The organism is Clostridium sp. LIBA-8841 (genome assembly GCF_034439435.1).
Classification (GTDB): domain Bacteria; phylum Bacillota; class Clostridia; order Clostridiales; family Clostridiaceae; genus Sarcina.
On record NZ_JAPCKJ010000001.1, the window covers coordinates 357,656 to 376,776 of the forward strand.

Annotated in this window: 17 protein-coding genes and 1 riboswitch; of the genes, 6 read left to right on the forward strand and 11 right to left on the reverse strand. The window is 28.6% G+C overall.

Features of this window, described 5'->3' with window-relative positions:
* Positions 1-5 precede the first annotated feature (5 nt).
* Together pepF and OIF33_RS01415 are read right to left on the reverse strand one after the other, a co-directional pair.
* Positions 6-1,805 (reverse strand): oligoendopeptidase F, encoded by a 1,800-nt coding sequence (gene pepF / locus OIF33_RS01410; protein WP_322502440.1) that lies wholly within the window; start codon positions 1,803-1,805, stop codon positions 6-8.
* Between the two features lie 20 nt (positions 1,806-1,825).
* Positions 1,826-2,224: a DUF6762 family protein gene (locus tag OIF33_RS01415; protein WP_322502441.1), complete on the reverse strand. Its 399-nt coding sequence runs from the start codon at positions 2,222-2,224 to the stop codon at positions 1,826-1,828.
* A gap of 160 nt (positions 2,225-2,384) precedes the next feature.
* On the opposite strand from OIF33_RS01415, the gene OIF33_RS01420 reads away from it, so the two are divergent.
* From OIF33_RS01420 to OIF33_RS01430, 3 genes are all read left to right on the forward strand, one after another.
* Positions 2,385-2,729: a hypothetical protein gene (locus OIF33_RS01420; protein WP_322502442.1), complete on the forward strand. Its 345-nt coding sequence runs from the start codon at positions 2,385-2,387 to the stop codon at positions 2,727-2,729.
* Positions 2,730-2,801: 72 nt separating this feature from the next.
* A complete protein-coding gene (locus OIF33_RS01425; protein WP_322502443.1) occupies positions 2,802-3,470 on the forward strand; it encodes a metal ABC transporter ATP-binding protein in 669 nt (222 codons plus the stop codon).
* 17 nt (positions 3,471-3,487) lie between these two features.
* The gene (locus OIF33_RS01430; protein WP_322502444.1) at positions 3,488-4,297 is read left to right on the forward strand and encodes a metal ABC transporter permease; all 810 of its coding nucleotides are present in this window, start codon (positions 3,488-3,490) and stop codon (positions 4,295-4,297) included.
* Positions 4,298-4,452: 155 nt separating this feature from the next.
* Here OIF33_RS01430 and OIF33_RS01435 read toward each other — a convergent pair whose 3' ends face one another.
* From OIF33_RS01435 to OIF33_RS01450, 4 genes are all read right to left on the reverse strand, one after another.
* Positions 4,453-5,844 carry an MATE family efflux transporter gene (locus OIF33_RS01435; protein ID WP_322502445.1) on the reverse strand — a complete coding sequence of 464 codons (1,392 nt, stop codon included), beginning with the start codon at positions 5,842-5,844 and terminating at the stop codon, positions 4,453-4,455.
* A gap of 168 nt (positions 5,845-6,012) precedes the next feature.
* Entirely contained in the window at positions 6,013-8,436 is a 2,424-nt protein-coding gene (locus tag OIF33_RS01440) for an FN3 associated domain-containing protein (protein ID WP_322502446.1), read from the reverse strand.
* A 184-nt stretch (positions 8,437-8,620) separates the two neighbouring features.
* Positions 8,621-10,015, reverse strand: coding sequence for an NCS2 family permease (locus tag OIF33_RS01445; RefSeq protein ID WP_322502447.1), 1,395 nt, complete (start codon positions 10,013-10,015; stop codon positions 8,621-8,623).
* 79 nt (positions 10,016-10,094) lie between these two features.
* A riboswitch (purine riboswitch) is annotated at positions 10,095-10,196 on the reverse strand.
* A 77-nt stretch (positions 10,197-10,273) separates the two neighbouring features.
* Positions 10,274-10,684: a Fur family transcriptional regulator gene (locus tag OIF33_RS01450; RefSeq protein WP_322502448.1), complete on the reverse strand. Its 411-nt coding sequence runs from the start codon at positions 10,682-10,684 to the stop codon at positions 10,274-10,276.
* Between the two features lie 382 nt (positions 10,685-11,066).
* Here OIF33_RS01450 and OIF33_RS01455 point away from each other — a divergent pair, with 382 nt between their 5' ends.
* Positions 11,067-12,269: a 6-phosphofructokinase gene (locus tag OIF33_RS01455; protein ID WP_322502449.1), complete on the forward strand. Its 1,203-nt coding sequence runs from the start codon at positions 11,067-11,069 to the stop codon at positions 12,267-12,269.
* Positions 12,270-12,328: 59 nt separating this feature from the next.
* Here the strand turns inward: OIF33_RS01455 and OIF33_RS01460 are convergent, their stop codons facing one another.
* Complete coding sequence (locus tag OIF33_RS01460) at positions 12,329-12,694, reverse strand: C-GCAxxG-C-C family protein (protein ID WP_322502450.1); 366 nt, start codon at positions 12,692-12,694, stop codon at positions 12,329-12,331.
* 139 nt (positions 12,695-12,833) lie between these two features.
* On the reverse strand, positions 12,834-14,120 hold the full coding sequence (locus tag OIF33_RS01465) for an aminotransferase class V-fold PLP-dependent enzyme (protein WP_322502451.1): 1,287 nt from the start codon (positions 14,118-14,120) through the stop codon (positions 12,834-12,836).
* Positions 14,121-14,290: 170 nt separating this feature from the next.
* Here OIF33_RS01465 and OIF33_RS01470 point away from each other — a divergent pair, with 170 nt between their 5' ends.
* Positions 14,291-16,222 (forward strand): ABC-F family ATP-binding cassette domain-containing protein, encoded by a 1,932-nt coding sequence (locus OIF33_RS01470; RefSeq protein ID WP_322502452.1) that lies wholly within the window; start codon positions 14,291-14,293, stop codon positions 16,220-16,222.
* Positions 16,223-16,360: 138 nt separating this feature from the next.
* Here the strand turns inward: OIF33_RS01470 and OIF33_RS01475 are convergent, their stop codons facing one another.
* From OIF33_RS01475 to OIF33_RS01485, 3 genes are all read right to left on the reverse strand, one after another.
* Positions 16,361-16,825: a deoxyuridine 5'-triphosphate nucleotidohydrolase gene (locus OIF33_RS01475; protein WP_322502453.1), complete on the reverse strand. Its 465-nt coding sequence runs from the start codon at positions 16,823-16,825 to the stop codon at positions 16,361-16,363.
* 129 nt (positions 16,826-16,954) lie between these two features.
* Positions 16,955-17,593: a hypothetical protein gene (locus OIF33_RS01480; RefSeq protein WP_322502454.1), complete on the reverse strand. Its 639-nt coding sequence runs from the start codon at positions 17,591-17,593 to the stop codon at positions 16,955-16,957.
* A gap of 75 nt (positions 17,594-17,668) precedes the next feature.
* The gene (locus tag OIF33_RS01485) at positions 17,669-18,223 is read right to left on the reverse strand and encodes a DUF1836 domain-containing protein (protein WP_322502455.1); all 555 of its coding nucleotides are present in this window, start codon (positions 18,221-18,223) and stop codon (positions 17,669-17,671) included.
* 237 nt (positions 18,224-18,460) lie between these two features.
* On the opposite strand from OIF33_RS01485, the gene trhA reads away from it, so the two are divergent.
* Complete coding sequence (trhA, locus tag OIF33_RS01490) at positions 18,461-19,108, forward strand: PAQR family membrane homeostasis protein TrhA (RefSeq protein ID WP_322502456.1); 648 nt, start codon at positions 18,461-18,463, stop codon at positions 19,106-19,108.
* Positions 19,109-19,121 lie beyond the last annotated feature (13 nt).

Sequence of the window (19,121 nt, forward strand, 5' to 3'; positions counted from 1 at the left end):
ATTTTCTAAATTATTTCTTCTAACATATCTAAAAGTTCATTAAATCTATCTAAAGTATCTTTAAGAGGTTTAGAAGTTGTCATATCTACTCCTGCCATTTTCAATGTATCTATAGGATACATTGATCCTCCAGCTTTTAAGAAACTCTTATATTTTTCAACAGCTTCTTCTCCTTCTGTAAGTATTGAATTTGCAAAGGATGCTGCTGCTGCATATCCTGTGGCATATTGATATACATAGAAATCAGAATAAAAGTGAGGTATTCTAGCCCATTCTATAGAAATTTCTTCATCTACAATCATATCTTCTCCAAAATATTTCACATTTATATCTTTCCACATTTTGCATAAGTCTTCTGAAGTAAGAGATTCTCCATTTTCAATAGCTTCATGAGTCTTAAGTTCAAAATCTGCAAACATTAATTGTCTAAATACAGTTGTTCTTATTTGCTCTAACTCTTGATTTATTAGGTATAATTTTTTATTCTTATCCTTTTCATTTTCTATTAAATGATGTATAAGTAATATTTCATTTGTTGTTGAGGCAACCTCTGCACAGAAAAGGCTATAATCCCCATATATATAAGGTTGTGTTTTTCTAGTATAGTAAGAATGAATTGAATGCCCCATTTCATGAGCTAAAGTTGAAGCATCATTTAACTCATAATTATAGTTTAAAAGAACATATGGCATCGTATCGTATGTTCCCCATGAGTAAGCTCCACTTCTCTTACCTTTGTTTTCATATACATCTATCCATCCTTCATTTATTCCTTCATTGAATATATCTAAATATTCTTTTCCTAAAGGCTTTAATCCTTCCTCAACTAAATTTATAGCATCCTTATATTCTAAATTTTCTTTTTCAGATTCTATAACTGGAACATATAAATCATACATATGCATTTCATCTAAATTAAGTAGTTTCTTCTTTATTCCAACATATCTATGAAGAGCCTCAATATTTTCATCCACTGTTTTTAAAGCATTATAATATACCTCTACTGGAATATTGTTAGGCTTTAAAGAAGCTTCTAAAGAACTATTATATTTTCTTGTTTTGCTTTCAAAAACAAAATTCTTTATGGAACTAGCTAAACTTGTTGCTAATGTATTTTCATATTTTTTATATGTTCCAAATAAAAGTTTAAATGCATCTTCTCTTACTCTTCTATTTTTACTCTTTATAAAAGAACTATAGTTACCTTCACTTAATTCTACTTTAGCACCATTTTCATCAGTTATTTCTCCAAAAGTTATATCCGAATTGGTAAGCATTGAATATATACTTTCTGCTGCTCCTAAACAATCTGAAACTGATGCTAAAACTGCCTCTACCTCTTTTGATAATATATGTGGTTTTTCCTTTAATATCATTTCAAAATATATTTTATATTTCTCTAAATCTTTATCTTCCTTTATGAAGCCTTCAATTGTTCCTTCTTTTAAACTTAGTATTTCTGGAACAAAATAAGCAGTATAACTTGAAAATTCTGCTGAATATGGATCTATTTTATTTACTAGAGTCTGCATTTCAGAGTTAGATGTATCCTCATGGCTTCTCATATGTGCATAAACATATAACTTTCCAAGCTTCCTACTTAATTCTTCATTTAATGCAAGAAACGCTTTTAAGTCTTCTTTATTTCCAAGTTTGCCCTCAAATTCTTTTAATCTTGGAGCTTCATTTTTTAATTGATTTAATTCCTCATTCCAAAGAGTTGGAGTTTCATAAATTTTATCAATTCTCCACTTATCACTTTCTGGAATTTCCTCTCTTCTTCTAAGCTTTTTAACCTCACTCATTATAATTCTCCTTTCAACTATTATTTATAATCTTCTTCTTTACCCTTTATATCCTCAAACACCTTATTCATATGTTCATTTATGATTGAGCAAACCTCATTTAAAACTGCTCTCATTTCCTCATGTTCATCATCAAACTTAAATTTAACCACCCAAGTTGGATTATATTCTTCATCAAACTCTTCTACTATATATCCTAATGAAGTAAGAGCCTCCACATTAAACAAATCATATATTGCTGAAAATTCCCATTCTTCAACATCTTTATCAGTATCAAAAAATAGACTTACATCTCCATCTATGCAATATAATTTTTTAACATAATTAGTTCCATCTCCAACGGAATAACTTCCTAATTCTCCTTTTATAGCTCCACTTTCTTTATCTTTTTCCATTATAACTAATGAAGAAAAATCCATACTATCTCATCCTTTCCTGTTTTGTCATATATACTAATTATAAATTTTCTTTTTATATTTTCAAGTGTATATATAACATATATAAATAATGTAACATTTCTACTCTTTATACATTTGTAAAATTATGGTAATATACTTCTATATATCATTATAAATAGAGGTGATTTTTTTGAATAAATTTTTACTTAGACGCATAATTTTAGCAATATCTTTATTTTTTATAATTATATTTTCAAGTGCTTTTATTATTAATAAAATTTATGTTAAACAAAAGTGTAAAGATTTATACTTCGCTACTGAACATTTAACCACCAAAGGAAATATGGAAAATAGTCTTTTAAGAATTGAAAACTTCGAACTATCCTTTTTAGATGAAGATATAGCTGTTGTGCAAATTAATGGACTAAGCTATGAAAAGCCTCGTAAATCAATTTCTTGCAATGCATACTTTGAAAAAAACAAAAATTCTATTTGGAATTTAAAGAGAATTGAGAGGCTAACTTAAAATGCAAATTATTTGCACTTACCTCAAAATCAATGTATAATTTATTTAGAATTATACTAGGAGTGATACAATTTGATAAAAATAAATAATCTTTCCTTTTCCTATAGTGGTAAAAAGCCCTATCAACTTGATGATATAAACTTATCTTTGCCTAAAAATGAGTTTATTTCAATAGTAGGAGAAAATGGAAGTTCTAAAACTACTCTTTTAAAGCTTCTTTTAGGATATTTAAAACCTATTAAAGGGAATATTGAAATAAATTTAAATAGTGTTGGGTATGTTCCTCAAAAAGTTGATAACTTCAACTCTCAATTTTCTATCACAGTTTATGAAATATTAAAAATACATTTAAAAACTCTAAAAATAAAAGACAAAGGCGAAATAGACAGAGTTCTTTCAGCTGTTAATATGCTAGATTTTAAAAATAGATTAATAGGTTCTCTTTCTGGTGGTCAACAGCAAAGGGTTTTTATAGCAAGAGCTTTAATTGGTCATCCAGATATATTAATACTAGATGAACCATCTACAGGAATAGATGAAAAAACTCAAAAAGATATATATGAACTTATTTATAAATTAAACAAAGAGAAAAAAATGACTATTATATGCGTCGAACACAATATAAGAAAATCTCTTAAATATTCATCATATATTCTTGAATTAAAAAATGCACATGCTACTTTATTTAAAACTGATGAATATATAAAAAAACTTAATAAAATGAATAATGAATTTATATAGAAAGGGCTCTTTAAAACATGTCTATTATACAAAATATGTTTCAATTTGAATTTATGCGTAATGCATTTATGGCTGGATTTATAATATCTCTTCTATGCCCATGCATAGGACTTTTTCTTGTCTTAAAGAGATATTCAATGATAGGGGATACTCTTTCTCACTCATCCTTTGCTGGAGTTGCAATTGGATTAGTATTTGGCGTTAACCCTCTTTTAACAGCCTTTGTATTCACTACTATTTGTGCATTACTTATAGAAGTGTTAAGAAATTATTATAAGAAATATGCAGAATTATCTATGTCTATTATACTTACTTTTAGTTTAGGTTTGGCCTTAATATTAGTTAGTAGCGGTAAGTCTAGTACAACAGTTAACTCATTTTTATTTGGAAGCATACTAACTGTCTCAAGAACTGACTTAATAATTATAGCCTTAGTTTCCTTACTTTGCTTCATAGGTATATTTTCATTATATAACAAGCTAGTTTATACTACCTTTGATGAAGAAGGAGCTAAAGTTGCCGGAATAAACACTAAACTTATAAATTATATTTTTACAATTATAGTAGGAGCTACTATTTCTGTTTCAATTAGAGTTATGGGAATATTAGTTATCTCTTCAATAATCGTTATACCAGCTGCAACAGCAATGCAATTTAAAAAAGGCTTTACTAAATCTCTTATTATATCAATGATAATAGGAGTTATAGATGTTTTAAGTGGTTTAATCTTAGCTTCTCTATTTGATTTAGCTCCAGGAGGAACCATAGCTTTAACATCTGTAATAGTTCTTATATTTGCATTACTTTTAAACAGAAAAAAATTATAAAATGAATTTAATAATTATAATAAACAAAAAGTCTATAAGTAGATATTAAAAATATCTTACTTATAGACTTTTCTTTTAATCTTTAATTATGGTTTAGAATAGTTTTAATCTTAATCACTCTTTTGATACCACTTTAAATTTATCAAGCTTTAAAACTACATACTTATATGCTCTAATTCATTATCATCTTTATAGACTTTAAAAAGTTTATTCTTCTTATAAAGATATCTATATATAGCATATACCACTACTCCCTTTAAAGCTCCAGTTATGGTTATAGCCCACCAAATTCCATCTAAACCTAAGAATTCTGGTTTACACAAAATATAAGCCATTGGTATTCTCGCCCCAGTTAGCAATATACTAATTATTGAAGGTATATATGTTCTTCCTAATCCATTAAAGGCTCCTGTTGTTGTTATTTCCACACAAACAAGAATCTGACAATAGCCAAGTATTCTTAAATAAACAGTTCCCTGTTCTATAGCCTGTGCCTCTGGTATAAATATTCTAAAAATCTCTTCTCCAAAGAAAATTAATATAGCTGAAGCAAAAACTCCTACTACAAGAGAAATCACCATGGTTATATTAAACCCTTTTGTTATTCTCTTTAACTTGCCTGCTCCATAGTTTTGACCTACAAAACTACTTAAAGCAGTAGAGATTCCTCCTGCTGTCATCCAAGCAATCGCTTCAACCTGTGATCCTACTTTTTGAACCGCTATAGGAACAGGCCCAAAGACAGCTACTATTTTTCCTATAAACATTGAAAAAACAGTAAATAATCCACTTTGAAGAGCTGCCGGTAATCCAATATGAACTAGTGTTTTCATACAATTTATATTTATTCCACTAAATAAATTTATTTTTAAATATTCAGCCTTACTCTTTATCATTATATATAAGAAACTAAGTGTAACTATAGCCTGTGCTATGACAGTTGCAAGAGCTGCACCTAAAACACCCATTTCTGGGAATATTCCTATTCCAAATATTAATACTGGATCAAATACTATATTAAATATTAACCCTATTGTATTTGCAATAAAAGGAGTTCTACTGTCTCCTGAACCTGTAAATACCGCTGTGAATACAGGATTTAAAAAATTAAATATCATTCCTAAAGCAACAGCAATCAAATAGGTCTCAGCCATATTTATAACCTCTGTATCACCTAAATTAAAAAATCCTATTAATTCACTATTAAATAAAAGCAGTATTATTGAATACAAAATAGCTAGTATAATATTAATTTGAAATGCACTCTTTATATAATCCTTTGTACTTTCAATATCATGTCTTCCTAAACTCTGTGCAACTTTAATCTCGGCTCCTACTTTAGAAATCATTACAAAAGCCATACCAAGCCATGGAAAGAATCCAGCTGTTCCAACAGCTGCTACAGCATTACTTCCTATTCTACCAACCCAGAGCATATCAGCCATACTATAAGCCATTTGTATGAAAGAAGTTGCCATAATTGGTATTGAAAGTTTTATAAGGTTGCTTGTTATTTTCCCTTCTGTTAAGTCAATTCTCTTGTCCATTTTTCCCCCTGTGTACCTCAAAAAATTTATTCTTACACATTATAATTCATATTATATTTAATCTAAATATATAAAATTATTTTATACAAAATAATTTTAATTTGTTTTTTATATATATTTTTTAGTTAAGAATTTAGAAAAAGTCTTCCATCTGATTTAAAATATCTTTTATAATACAGTAATTTGGTCTACAAACATGAATGTTGGTCCTTCTCCCGGCATTATGCTCCATGGTGGACATACCTCTTCATTTTTAGCAAATATCTTAATATATCTAGCTTTACTCTCTTTACTTGCCACAATGTCTTTTTTTCCAACCTCTTCTCTCTTTTCACTACTATCTTTTTCTTCTCTTTTTAAAAGAGAAAATTCTCTTCCATCTATTGAAGAATAAAATTCTACGAACTTAGGATAATAAATCCAGGCCCTTGTATCTTGTAAAAAGCCTACCATAACCTCCTTAATATCTTTTATTTCTCCTAAGTCAACTATCACCTCCATATCTTCAGTATATCCAAGCCATCTTCCATCAGTATAATGTAAACTTCCTTTTTGTCCATCAATCAAATCATAAACTCCATTTTTATTGTACATATAATGATTCGTAGGATTTGTTAATCCCTTAATATCAACTATTGGTAAAGTAACATATATTCTACTTTCAACTGTATTGCTTGGCTTATATCCTTCTTTAAAAACTTTTGCCTTTATAAAAGCTCTATCATCAACAACTATTGGCTCCTTATATAAGATAGAGTTCTCATTTGGCTCACTTCCATCTAATGTATATCTAATCTCTCCTTTTTTATCCTTTTTTCCTAAAAGAATTTCCTGAGAGAAAGGTTTATTCATTAATAAAGTGTCAACATTTACAATAGGTCTAAAAGCTCTTAACTTAACTTTATTAGTTTTATTATATCTCTTATATTCTGGTATATATCCATCTATTTCCTCTCTATTTTTTAAATATTCATCATTAAAAAACTCCTTTTCCTTAGTTATTTTATTAGTTGTATTTAAGTCAATAATAACTTCACCATGATCAGAAGTTATCAATATTTTAGAATCCTCATCTATTGTAAACTCACCCTTAATTAAAGAAACTTTATACTTAAAATTATTGTGTTCACATAAAATTGTATTTGAATTTAATTCCTTAAGAACCGGTAAAGTATTTAAACTAACCATATATTTTTCATTAGACTTCACATTAAAATTAATCTTAATCTTATCTTCTTTACAAAGTATTCTTATCTCCTCATCTTCATGAATCTGCCATAAAATTTCACATTCTGCCTCTCCCATGGACTTAAAGTTTAAATATTTCCCTTCCACTTTTTCATATACACCAATTCTTTTTGCTTTAACAAAACTTATTTCAGGTCTTTCATCTATTTCATTTTTCCAATAATGTGGTCTCATTAAAGGCAAAGCATCAAATATACTTTCATTACTATTTAGTGAATTCTCATAATATCTAGATTTATAGTTCTCATTGAATAAATGTATATCCCTTATGCTTAAAACATTGTTTTCAAATAAAAAACTACTTCTATAAAATCTACTGTTATACCATAAAGTTTTCATATTATAAGTATTCCAGTCCTTTTTAGCTCCAAATGTAGTTGGAGGTGTTAACCTGTATTTTTTCTTATACCAAAGGGCACTTTCCACCAAAGTTTCAACCCTAACTTTCTTCTCCTTTTCTAATTTTAAAATTTGTTCTATTTGAACTTCATACCCCTTATACATGGTATTCCATAAGAATGTATTCTCTTGTCCTACTTGAGCATAAGAAAAACCTAAAACTTCTTCATCAGTTAAACACTCAAAAAACCAATCTACCCACTCTTTACTTTGTCCAATTATCCACGCTGGCTCTAATGTATGAACTCCTTTTAATTCTTGGCGTAATCCTTCTTCAAAATTATATATTGGATCTGGTCCTAAAAGCCTAAATAAAGGTAAATCTAATTGCATTTCCTTGTTTTGAGCTGGAATATATTCATTTAATTTACTCGGATAATAAGCTTGATTAAAATATCCACCCCAAAGAGTAAAACCATCAGTTCCTATTTGATCTCTACAAATAGCTCCTCCTATCACCCCATATTTCTCCTTTAAATAATTTAAAGTTCTTATATCTATAACCCAAGAACCTACTGTCTTAGGATAATACCCGAATATATCTTTAAAATCTTTCATATAAGCATCGACCATTTTAATTCTATCCTCTGGACTATATCCTAGTGAATATCCTTTATCAACGTGATCATCAATAGGAGTTTCTCCCTTCCAGATTACTCCTGCTTTATTCGCTAATTCCTCTGTTATTTCCCACCATGCTCCAACTTCATCATATTCATCTATAGAATCTTTTATAAGGTTTACAAACCTTTCGTCCATTAAAGCATCATGTTTTAATGCATATGTTGCTGGAAAACCATATTGCTTTATTAATTCAATTTCTTGAACTACTGTTTGAAAATCATCCTCAACGAACTCTCCACTTGGATAAACCGTTTTTCTTATGAAATTATATATATTTACTATAGTTAAATTATTATTCTTTTTCCTCTCAAACTTTATCATATAATAATCACCCCTTTTCACCTCATTTTAAGTAATCTAATCACTTTAAACAATGAACAAATTTTAGTTTTTATTAAGATTTTCTTTATAATTTCTTTTTTGTGAGTTTATACAATTCAATAAAAAAAGCTATGAAATAATGAATATTTTCATCCATTACTTCATAGCTTATTTATTTTATTATTTAATCTGGCATTAATATAAATCTAAGAATAAATAAAAATGCGAATATGTATATAACCTTATGAACTTCCTTTCCTTTTCCAGTTACAACTTTCATAATTGGATAGAAAATCATTCCTATAGCGATTCCATTTGCTATAGAATATGTAAATGGCATCATAGCTACTGTGAAGAATGCAGGTACAGCCTCTGTAAAATCTGAAAAATCTATTTGAGTTATAGCTCCCATCATTAATACTCCAACTATTATTAATGCTGGTGCAGTTGCACTTTGTGGTACAATTCCTATTATTCCACTAAAGAATAGAGAAACTACTAATAATATACTTACAATTACATTAGATAATCCTGTTCTTGCTCCAGCTGATATACCTGCTGCAGATTCTACAACTGTTGCTAATGTAGTTGTACCAAGCATAGCTCCTATTGTTGTTCCAACAGCATCAGATGCTAGAGCTTTTCTTAAATTTTTAACTTGTCCATTTTCATCTATCATTCCTGAGCTTTGAGCTGTTCCAACTAAAGTTCCTATAGTATCAAATAAATCTACTAAGCTTAAAGTTATTACAACCATGAATATTGTAAGAAGTGCTTCCAAAATGCTATTTCCATTACTTGTTAAAAGTCCTTTTATATCCATTGCAAAAAATGTATTTCCTATGTTAGGTAAAGAAAATAGCTTCATTCCAATTAAATTAGTAATTCCCATTGGTATTCCTATTATAGTAGTTATTATTATTCCTAAAAGCATTCCACCAGTTACCTTTCTAGCAACTAGTATAGCCGTTATTATAATACCGATTATTGTAAGTAAAACATATTTATCTGTAAAATCCCCAAAGGCTACTAATGTTGCTGGATTTGCAACTATAATTCCCCCACTCTTTAAGCCTATTAAAGCTACAAAAAGCCCTATTCCTGCTGTTATTGCAAACTTAAGATTCTCTGGAATTGCTTGTACTATTTTTTCTCTTATTGAAGTAAGAGTAATTATTATAAATAAAAGACCTGAAATAAATACAGCTGCTAATCCTTCTTGCCAAGAAAAATCTAATTTTATACATATGTTATAAGCAAAGAATGATACTAATCCTAAACCTGGTGTTAATACAAAAGGTAAATTAGCATAAAAGGCCATTACTAACGTACCTATAGCAGCCGCTATACATACTGAAGCAAAAGCAGAAGCTATTATAGGATCACCTGCCATAGTTAAATTAGCTGCGGCATCCCCTTTAACTCCTAAAGAATTCATACCTCCAATTTTAAGAATGTTCGGAATAACTAATAATGCATAAGCAAAAGTAACAAAAGTAGTTAACCCTCCTATAACTTCTGTTTTTACATTAGTCTTGTTCTCCTTCAGCTTGAAAATCTTCTCTAATAAGCTCTTCATTTGTTTCTCCTTTCTGAATCTTTTAATATGCAAAAAAAAATTAGTATTGATTTAGGTAAATCAATACTAATTTTGATCATTAATATGCCGATTTACCCATAGCGAGAATATTTACGGTTATCTCGTAGAAACATCTGAACCCTATTTTCAGAAATATATGGGGAATATTTTTAATTTATTATTAATGATTATACGTACTTATTTTCTTTTTGTAAACACTTTATTTAAAAGTAGTTTTTCCCAAAGCTGACTACTATTCTATTTTTTATTTTCATCAATACATTCTTCGCATATACCTTTTAAAGTTAAATTGTGCTCTTTAATCTTAAAGCCTGTTTGATTTCTCAAAAGCTCCTCAACCTGTTGCATTGGACATGGAACTTCTATTTCCTTATGACATAAATCGCACTCTAAAATATGTTTATGAATGTTTTTATCTTTTAACTTGTAAGAACTTTTTCCATCGCCTAATTCAAATCTATCTATTAAATCTTTTTCTAAAAACACTTCTAAAGTTCTGTATACTGTAGATAAATTTATATCAGTGCACTTACTATATATATAATCGGCAGTAATACTTCTATCACTTTCCTTCAATAAATCATATATTAATAATCTAGCTTTGGTAATCTTTACTCCCTTAACCTTAAATATTTCTTTTACTTCCATAACAATCTCCTAAACAAATATTTAAATCATTATTATAAATTATATCACATTAAAAATACTTGAATAACAATATATTTATAAATTCTTTTTAATACTCCCTATTTCGAAAGAAAACATTTTCATTTGTGATATTCTATTTATTAAATAGTATACCCTATTAACATTTAGTATAAAACCCTTGAAACCTTAGTAATTTCAACACTTAAATATATATATATGATTTTATTTATAAAAAAACTATAATTTTTTTTGCATTTTTCACTTTATTTTTTAATAAACATAGTGTATATTAATAAATAGAGTATGACATTAGACGAAATAGTATAGCACATTTAGTTTTTCTAAGGACTAATGCGTTTAACATAAAGGGGAGATTTTTTAAATGAATTGTATTATAGCTCAATCTGGTGGTCCAACTTCAGTAATAAACTCAAGCGTTTATGGATTGGTTAAGGCTAACAACGAACTAAAATTATATGATAATGTTTATGGTGGATTAAATGGAATAGAAGGTATATTAAATAAAACCATAATAAATCTTTCAGAACTTGATGATTTTCAATTAGAAAGATTCAAGAATTCACCTGCATCTGGTTTAGGTTCTTGTAGATACAAATTAAAACCACTACAGGAAAGTGAAGAAGAATATTTAAAACTTCTTGAAATATTAAATTCACTTGATATAAAAGCTTTCTTCTACGTAGGTGGAAATGACTCCATGGATACAACAGCCAAATTAAATGCTTATGCAAAGGCTAAAAATATAGATATAAAATTCTTTGGAATTCCAAAGACAATAGATAATGATTTAATGCACACAGATCATACACCTGGTTTTGGTAGCGCCGCAAAATTTATATCTACAGCTGTTTTAGAAACTTATTTAGACTCAAAAGTTTATACTAACAATGGAATTTTCATAGTTGAAACTATGGGAAGAGATACAGGTTGGTTAGCAGCCGCTGGTGCTTTAGCAACTATAAACGGAGTTCAATGTGCTGACCTAGTATATTTACCTGAAAGAGCGTTTTCAGTACAAAGCTTTTTAACTGACGTAGCTAGAATATTTAAAGAAAAGAAACATGTGTATATAGTAGCTTCTGAAGGATTAAAAAATGAAAATGGAAAGTTTCTTACTGAAACTGCAGCAAATGGAGATTCATTTGGACATGCTCAATTAGGTGGTGTAGGAGCTTACTTAAAGAACTTAATAATTCAAGCTAGTATAACAAACAGAGTTAAATCTTTAGAGCTTAATACTTTACAAAGATGTGCTATGCACTCTTCATCACAAATAGATGTAAATGAAGCTGTAATGGTAGGACAAGCCGCTTTAGAAGCTTCTACTACTTCTGAAGGTGGATATATGGTAGCAATAAAGAGAGAATCTTCATTCCCATATAAGAGCTCTACTTTCTTAATTGAAGCAGATAAAGTAGCTAATAATATAAAATACTTCCCAACTGAATGGATAAACTCAGAATGTAATAATATTACTGAAGAAGGTTTATCATACCTTAAACCTTTAATTAGCGATTTCGAGGATAGAGATTCTCTTCCTCTTTATCATAGTTTTGTTTTATAGATATTATTTTACTCAAATTACCCACATTTAATAAAAGACATGCATTAGATGCATGTCTTTTATTTTTCTTTAAGTACATCCTTTAATGTCTCATATGAAAAATCTATTATTTCTGCACAACTTACCTTATTCTTTTTTAAATCTAAACAAATTTCTGAATTAAACTCTTCTCTTATTCTATTTATAAGTTCTCTTGAATAAGTTCTTGCCTCATTCTTTTCTTCATTGCTTTCTCTTCCTTTTATAAATCCAATAGCTACTACTGCCCCATTAACAGCTCCACATAAGCTTCCAACAGTTATACCAGTTCCCATACCACTTCCTAAAGCAACAGGTATATCCTTATTAAATTCCTCATTATAAGACTTTATTATAGCCTCTGCACATGTATATCCTTCTTTATGATATTCTGATGGTTTTTTCATATCTATTCTCCTTGCTTTTTAAATTTACTTATATGATTATAATATCAAAAAAACCATTTAATTTCTGTGATTTTTTCACAAAAATATTCTAAATAAATTCTCAAGTTAAATAAACTAAAGAATTTATTTAGAATAAACTTCAAAGCTTAAAATCTTTTTGCTTAACTATTTCTAAAGTATTTAAAAATTCATCTATCTCATACTTATTATTATATAGTCCTAAACTTGTTCTAAGCATGCCTGGTCTAGGTTTACTACTATAAGCAAATTTTAAAAATTCTTCATCTTTAAGCTTTAATAATCTTCTAACATAAGGATGAGCACAAAAAGTACCATTTCTAATGTCTATTCCTCTAAAATTTGCTAGTCCTTCTGATACTATATCATGATGGATATCTTTCACATTAAATACTGCCACTCCAATTCTATCTTCATCTTTAGAATCTCCATATGTTATTATATCAGGCATGCGTTCTAATCCATCTAGCAAATATCTTTTTAAAGCATTCTCTGTTGATTCTATCTTTTCAAATCCTATAGAATTTATTACTCTAATAGCAGATAAAAGTGCACAGACTCCTATTATATTAGGTGTTCCTGCTTCAAATCGTTCTGGTTCACTATCCCAGCAAACTCTATTATCTGAAACTAAATCCACTGCTCCTCCACCTTTTAACAAAGGTTCTTTATCTTTTATAACTTCCTTTAATGCAATAACAACTCCTGTTCCAAAAGGCGCGTACATTTTATGAGCTGAAAAAACAAGAAAATCTATATGATCATTATTTCCTGTTCCCCCCATATTGATCGCTTTATGAGCCACCAGCTGGGCAGCATCTACGATTATTTTCACTCCATATTCATGAGCTATTTTAGCTATTTCATTTATTGGATTCAAATAACCAGTTACATTAGATGCTCCTGTTATTGTTAAATATTTTACCTTTCCTTTGTTATTTTTAATTAATTCTTCTATTTTATCCTTTTTTAAAAATCCTAATTCATCAACCTCAACATATAAAACATTACTATTTTCTCTCCAAGGAAGATCATTTGCATGATGTTCCATTCTAGTGCTTATTACATAATCTTTCTTATTTACTAAGGAATGAGCTAAAAGATTTAATCCCTCTGTAGCATTTTTTACATATATAACTGTGTAATCATCAGGATTTTTAACATGGAAAAACTCTAGAATCTTTTTTCTTGAATGTTCATAGAATTCATTACAGAATTTAGCTTTATACCCTTTTCCTCTTCCTATTGAACTATAAACATATAGCATATCACTTACACATCTTAAGCATTCTTTTAAAGCAGGAGTAGTAGCCCCATTATCTAAATTAATTGGTACTACTTTTTTTCCATTATAAATAGTTATTTCATCATCAATACCTATAAATAAATCTCTATAATTATTATTCATACCACATCACTCCAATAGTATATATTATTCTCACTTGCTAAATTATGTTCTTAAAAAACTTAATCTACATCTAATGCCTTTAATATAAAGACATTTAATTTGATGAAATATCGCATTATTAGTATAATTGTATTGATTAATACTATAAATTCAATGATGGGAGTTTTAAAATGATTATTTTAAGCTGTAGACACTTAACTAAAAGTTTTGGTATTGATGAGATTTTAAGAGATGTAACATTTAATATAAATGAAGGTGACAAGGTTGGTTTAATAGGTCCAAATGGAGAAGGAAAATCAACATTATTTAAAATTCTTACCAAGCAACTTGATTATGATAGCGGTGAATTATTTTTAGATAAAAACAAAACACTAGGATATCTCTCTCAGAATTTATCTTTAGATAGTGAAAATACTATTTATGATGAGATGCTTTCTGTATTCTCTTCTTTAACGGAACTTGAGGATAAAATTAAAAGTTTAGAAGAAAAACTTAACGAACCTTATGATGCTTCTAAGGAAGAGTATCATAATAAGCTTATAAAAGACTACACTCTTTCTCAGGAACTTTATGAAAATAGAGGTGGTTATACTTTTAGAGGAGAAATCTCTAGGGTTCTTAAAGGATTAGGATTCTTAGAAGAAGATTTCAATACTTCAATCATAAATCTTAGTGGAGGGCAAAAAACTAGACTTGCTCTTTGTAAACTACTTTTAAGAAAACCTGACTTACTTCTTTTAGATGAGCCTACTAACCACTTAGATTTAGAAGCCATAGAGTGGCTTGAAGAATATCTTAATAGTTATAAAGGAACTGTTTTCGTTATTTCCCATGATAGATTTTTCTTAGATTCTGTAACGAACACTACCTTTGAACTTATTGGTGGAAAAATACATTGCTATAATGCAAGCTATACTAAATTTCTCGAGCTTAGAAAAAAAGATATTGAAGCTAGATTAAAAGCCTATAATTTACAACAGGCTGAAATAAAAAGACAAGAAGAAATCATAGAAAAATTTCGCTCATTCAATAGAGAAAAAAGTATTAGAGCTGCTGAAAGCAGACAAAAATCTCTTGATAAAATGGAACGTTTAGAAGCTCCCGAAGTTATAAAAGAGGCTTCTAGAATAAGTTTTGAAACCTTAGTTAAAAGTGGAAATGACGTTCTTCACGTTGAAAATTTAAAAAAGAGTTATGATAATCTTCTATTTCAAAATGTAAACTTTGATTTAAAGCGCGGAGAAAAAGTTGCTTTAATAGGTGAAAATGGTAGAGGTAAAACTACTCTATTTAAAATAATAATGGGGATGATAAAACAAGATTCAGGTTCTGTATCTCTTGGTAAAAACGTATTTACAGGATATTACGACCAAGAACAATCTAACTTGAACCTTGATAAAACTATAATAGATGAGGTTTGGGATGATTTCCCTAATCTTACTACTACTGAAGTTAGAAATTATCTTGCATCTTTCTTATTTACTGGTGATGATGTATTTAAAGAAATTTCTCTTTTAAGCGGTGGTGAAAAGTGTAAAATTAACCTTTTAAAACTTATGCTTTCAAAAGCTAATCTTCTTCTTCTAGATGAGCCTACTAACCATTTAGATATTATGTCTAGAGAGGCTTTAGAAGATGCCATTTTAAGTTATGATGGTACTTTAATAGTAATTTCTCATGATAGATACTTTTTAAATAAAGTCATCAATAAAATAGTTGAACTTCAAGAAGATGGTCTTAAAACCTACTTAGGAAATTATAACTATTATATGGATAAAAAAGCTAATCCTAATAGATACGAAGACCTAGATGAAGAAATAAACCAAGGAAAAACCAAAACACAAATTAAAGAGGAAAGAAAAAAGAAAAAAACAGCTGAGAAATCAGCTAGAGCTTTAAGAGCTCAGTTAAGAGAAATAGAAAAGTTGATTCCTCAAAAGGAAGAAGAACTTGAAAAACTTCAAGGAATGCTTTGTACTGAGGAAGTTTATTCAAACCCTGAAGAAAGCATAAGAGTTAATAAAGAAATAAACTTAGTTCAAGAAGAAATAGATTCTCTTTATGCAACTTGGGAAGAACTTTCTGAATCTCTGGAAGATTAAAATATAGAGCTATATTTTAGATCAATTGTGATTTTTAGATATCCTTACAGATATATCCAAAATCAACACTAGTTTAAAACATAGCCAAATATAGAAAAGGCATAGAGACTAATACTCTATGCTTTTTTTATATTAAACTTATTTTACTCCTGTAGTACCAAATCCACCACGGTCTTCATTACCAAAAGAAGAAACCTCTTCAAATTCTATCTCTGGCATAACTTCCATTATTCTAAATTGTCCTATTTTATCTCCTTGTTTTATCCAAGTTCCTTTTATTTCTTTTCCATCCACTATTTCAACATGCTTTCCTTGTAAGCAATAAACTGGCATATGCCATTGGTCATTATCTCCTATGTATGTATCATCAACAACACCGACACTATTTGTTTGTATTATTCCCCAACTTTTAAAAGTTGAACTTCTAGGTGCTAAATGTCCTTCCCATCCCTTAGGAAGTTCTAAGGCAAAACCTAAAGGTATCATAGCTCTTTCTCCACTTTCAACAAATATATCCTTATTCGCATATACATCTATCCAGTTACCTTTTACTATTTTTTTTAACTTAGTTGCTCCCTCAAAATATTTAATTCTAATCTTCATATCATTTTCCTTTCTTTTGTTTAACCTATATAATTATTATGAATTAAACTATAGCTATTATATAATTTTATTCTTTTAAATTAAAGCCCACAGATTTCTCTGTGAGCCTCTAAATAAGATTTTTATTAATTATTTGCGACATTCCTTGCATATACAACATCTACAACGTCTTGATCTACTGCGACGTCTTGATCTACTACGACGTCTTGATCTGCTACGCCTTGATTTACTATTACACTCATCAAGATCTTTGCACCTACAACGTTTTGGTGGTCTATCACAATCTTCTTCTCTCTTTCTAAATTTATTGATTATTATAACTCTAGCAAATTTATTGCCTGGAGAGATACATACTTCATAACATGGATAATATTCTGGATTTTCAAAATAACAACGATCTACAGGTTGTTTAATAGCATATAAGCCATCTTCTAAGCATTTAAATACAACTTTTCCACAACGATCTGTCTCTTTGCAAGCTATAAGTTCAAATCCAGTATTACAATCTACTTTATATAATTGAATTGCCATTCCGCTTATTGGATCTCCATCTGAGCATCCTATTAAAGATTGAACTTCAATAGTTCCCATCTTAGGCATTGGCTTTGGTTTAGCTCTTTTACAACAATCTCTATCATCTTCATGACATTCCCAATCATCATCCTTATGACATTCCCAATCATCATTGTGACAATCTATATCCTCAAATAATTCTTCTAAATCATTCATTCCTCCATATTGACCATTGCAGTACTCTTTGTAGTCCATAATCTACCTCCTAAATTTTATCATATGATTAGTATATATTATGACTACTTCTTACAAATTGTTACATATTATAATTTACTCAAAATCTAATATTTTCTCTGCTAATCTCTTATACATATTAGCCTTATCTACGAGTACTGCAGAAATTAACAACCTTTTTTCACTCTTTCCTAAGGAATCAAAGTTTTCTCCTAAATTATTTAAATCAGCACTAATTTCCTTATTCATGCCATCTAAATTTTTTTCATGACCTTTTAAATACAATTTATATAATTCTCTTATATCATTGGAGTTAATTTCTTCTTTATTATACTTTTCAACTATATCTCCTAAAGCTAATTTTATATCACTTAGAGCTAGTATTCCTTTCATATTATATATAAAACACATCAATATAATATGCTCTTTAGTATATTTCTTATTTTTAATCTCCATTAACAATCTGCCCTTAGCGTAATTGTTAATCATTGTTTTAGTTAAAATCTTATCCTCTTCGAATCTTTTATTTTCACCTAATTTATTTTCAAAAAGTTGTATCACCTGATCCATATATAAATCTAATTCTGGTATATCATCTAAGTCTATACTTTTATCTAAATTCAAACTTTCTAATAAACTATTTAAATTCATAAAATCCCTTCCTTACATTTTTAATTCATTACATAGTTTTTAAAACTACATTTCATTCTATATATATTATATTATTAGTAATTTAAAATAAATTCAAGATATTTGGCAATATTCTATATATATTATTGAATTTCCACCTAATTTAAAGGTTGAATTATTCCTATAATTAGTTGATAATTGTAATATGATAATACGTAGTTTTAAAAACTACTTGAATTTATTCCTTGGAGGTATGTTATGAAAAATGTATTTTTTAGAGAACCCATAAATGGCTTTACTCATTTATTCGGTGCCATTCTTTCTTTATTTGCTCTAGTAGCCTTGACCGCTAAAGCTACTTATGTATATGGAATTGGATTGCCCCTTTTATCGGTTATACTTTTTGGATTTTCATTAGTTTTACTTTATAGTGCTTCTGCTATTTATCATTTAGTTAATGCCAAAAAAGAAACGATTGCATTTTTAAGACGTTTAGACCATTCTATGATTTTTATACTTATATGCGGAAGTTATATGCCTTACTGCTTAATTGGACTTGAAGGTAAAGCACAAATATTTATAACTTCACTAATAATAATCCTTACAATACTAGGTATTTTATTTAAAATGGTTTGGTTTAATTGTCCTAGAATACTTTCTACTCTTATGTATATAGGAATGGGCTGGATTTCTTTAGGAGCAATTCCGTTTTTCAAAAACATACCTACTCTAGCCTTAGTTTGGTTAGCAATAGGAGGAGTAATTTATACAATTGGCGGAGTAATTTATGCTTTAAAACCTAAATTTCTCGAATTTAAAACCTTAGGATTTCATGAGATATTTCATATATTCATATTATTCGGAAGTTTAAGTCATTTCATATCAATATTTTTTTATCTATTATAAGATAAAAAAGGAT

What these genes read in the sequence shown, in the direction of transcription:
- OIF33_RS01475 (WP_322502453.1), bottom strand. Translation starts at nt 16,825, where the DNA reads ATGAAGATTAGAATTAAATATTTTGAGGGAGCAACTAAGTTAAAAAAA.
- OIF33_RS01435 (WP_322502445.1), bottom strand. Translation starts at nt 5,844, where the DNA reads ATGGACAAGAGAATTGACTTAACAGAAGGGAAAATAACAAGCAACCTT.
- OIF33_RS01470 (WP_322502452.1), top strand. Translation starts at nt 14,291, where the DNA reads ATGATTATTTTAAGCTGTAGACACTTAACTAAAAGTTTTGGTATTGAT.
- OIF33_RS01450 (WP_322502448.1), bottom strand. Translation starts at nt 10,684, where the DNA reads ATGGAAGTAAAAGAAATATTTAAGGTTAAGGGAGTAAAGATTACCAAA.
- trhA (WP_322502456.1), top strand. Translation starts at nt 18,461, where the DNA reads ATGAAAAATGTATTTTTTAGAGAACCCATAAATGGCTTTACTCATTTA.
- OIF33_RS01465 (WP_322502451.1), bottom strand. Translation starts at nt 14,120, where the DNA reads ATGAATAATAATTATAGAGATTTATTTATAGGTATTGATGATGAAATA.
- OIF33_RS01455 (WP_322502449.1), top strand. Translation starts at nt 11,067, where the DNA reads ATGAATTGTATTATAGCTCAATCTGGTGGTCCAACTTCAGTAATAAAC.
- pepF (WP_322502440.1), bottom strand. Translation starts at nt 1,805, where the DNA reads ATGAGTGAGGTTAAAAAGCTTAGAAGAAGAGAGGAAATTCCAGAAAGT.
- OIF33_RS01485 (WP_322502455.1), bottom strand. Translation starts at nt 18,223, where the DNA reads ATGAATTTAAATAGTTTATTAGAAAGTTTGAATTTAGATAAAAGTATA.
- OIF33_RS01430 (WP_322502444.1), top strand. Translation starts at nt 3,488, where the DNA reads ATGTCTATTATACAAAATATGTTTCAATTTGAATTTATGCGTAATGCA.
- OIF33_RS01480 (WP_322502454.1), bottom strand. Translation starts at nt 17,593, where the DNA reads ATGGACTACAAAGAGTACTGCAATGGTCAATATGGAGGAATGAATGAT.
- OIF33_RS01460 (WP_322502450.1), bottom strand. Translation starts at nt 12,694, where the DNA reads ATGAAAAAACCATCAGAATATCATAAAGAAGGATATACATGTGCAGAG.
- OIF33_RS01415 (WP_322502441.1), bottom strand. Translation starts at nt 2,224, where the DNA reads ATGGATTTTTCTTCATTAGTTATAATGGAAAAAGATAAAGAAAGTGGA.
- OIF33_RS01440 (WP_322502446.1), bottom strand. Translation starts at nt 8,436, where the DNA reads ATGATAAAGTTTGAGAGGAAAAAGAATAATAATTTAACTATAGTAAAT.
- OIF33_RS01445 (WP_322502447.1), bottom strand. Translation starts at nt 10,015, where the DNA reads ATGAAGAGCTTATTAGAGAAGATTTTCAAGCTGAAGGAGAACAAGACT.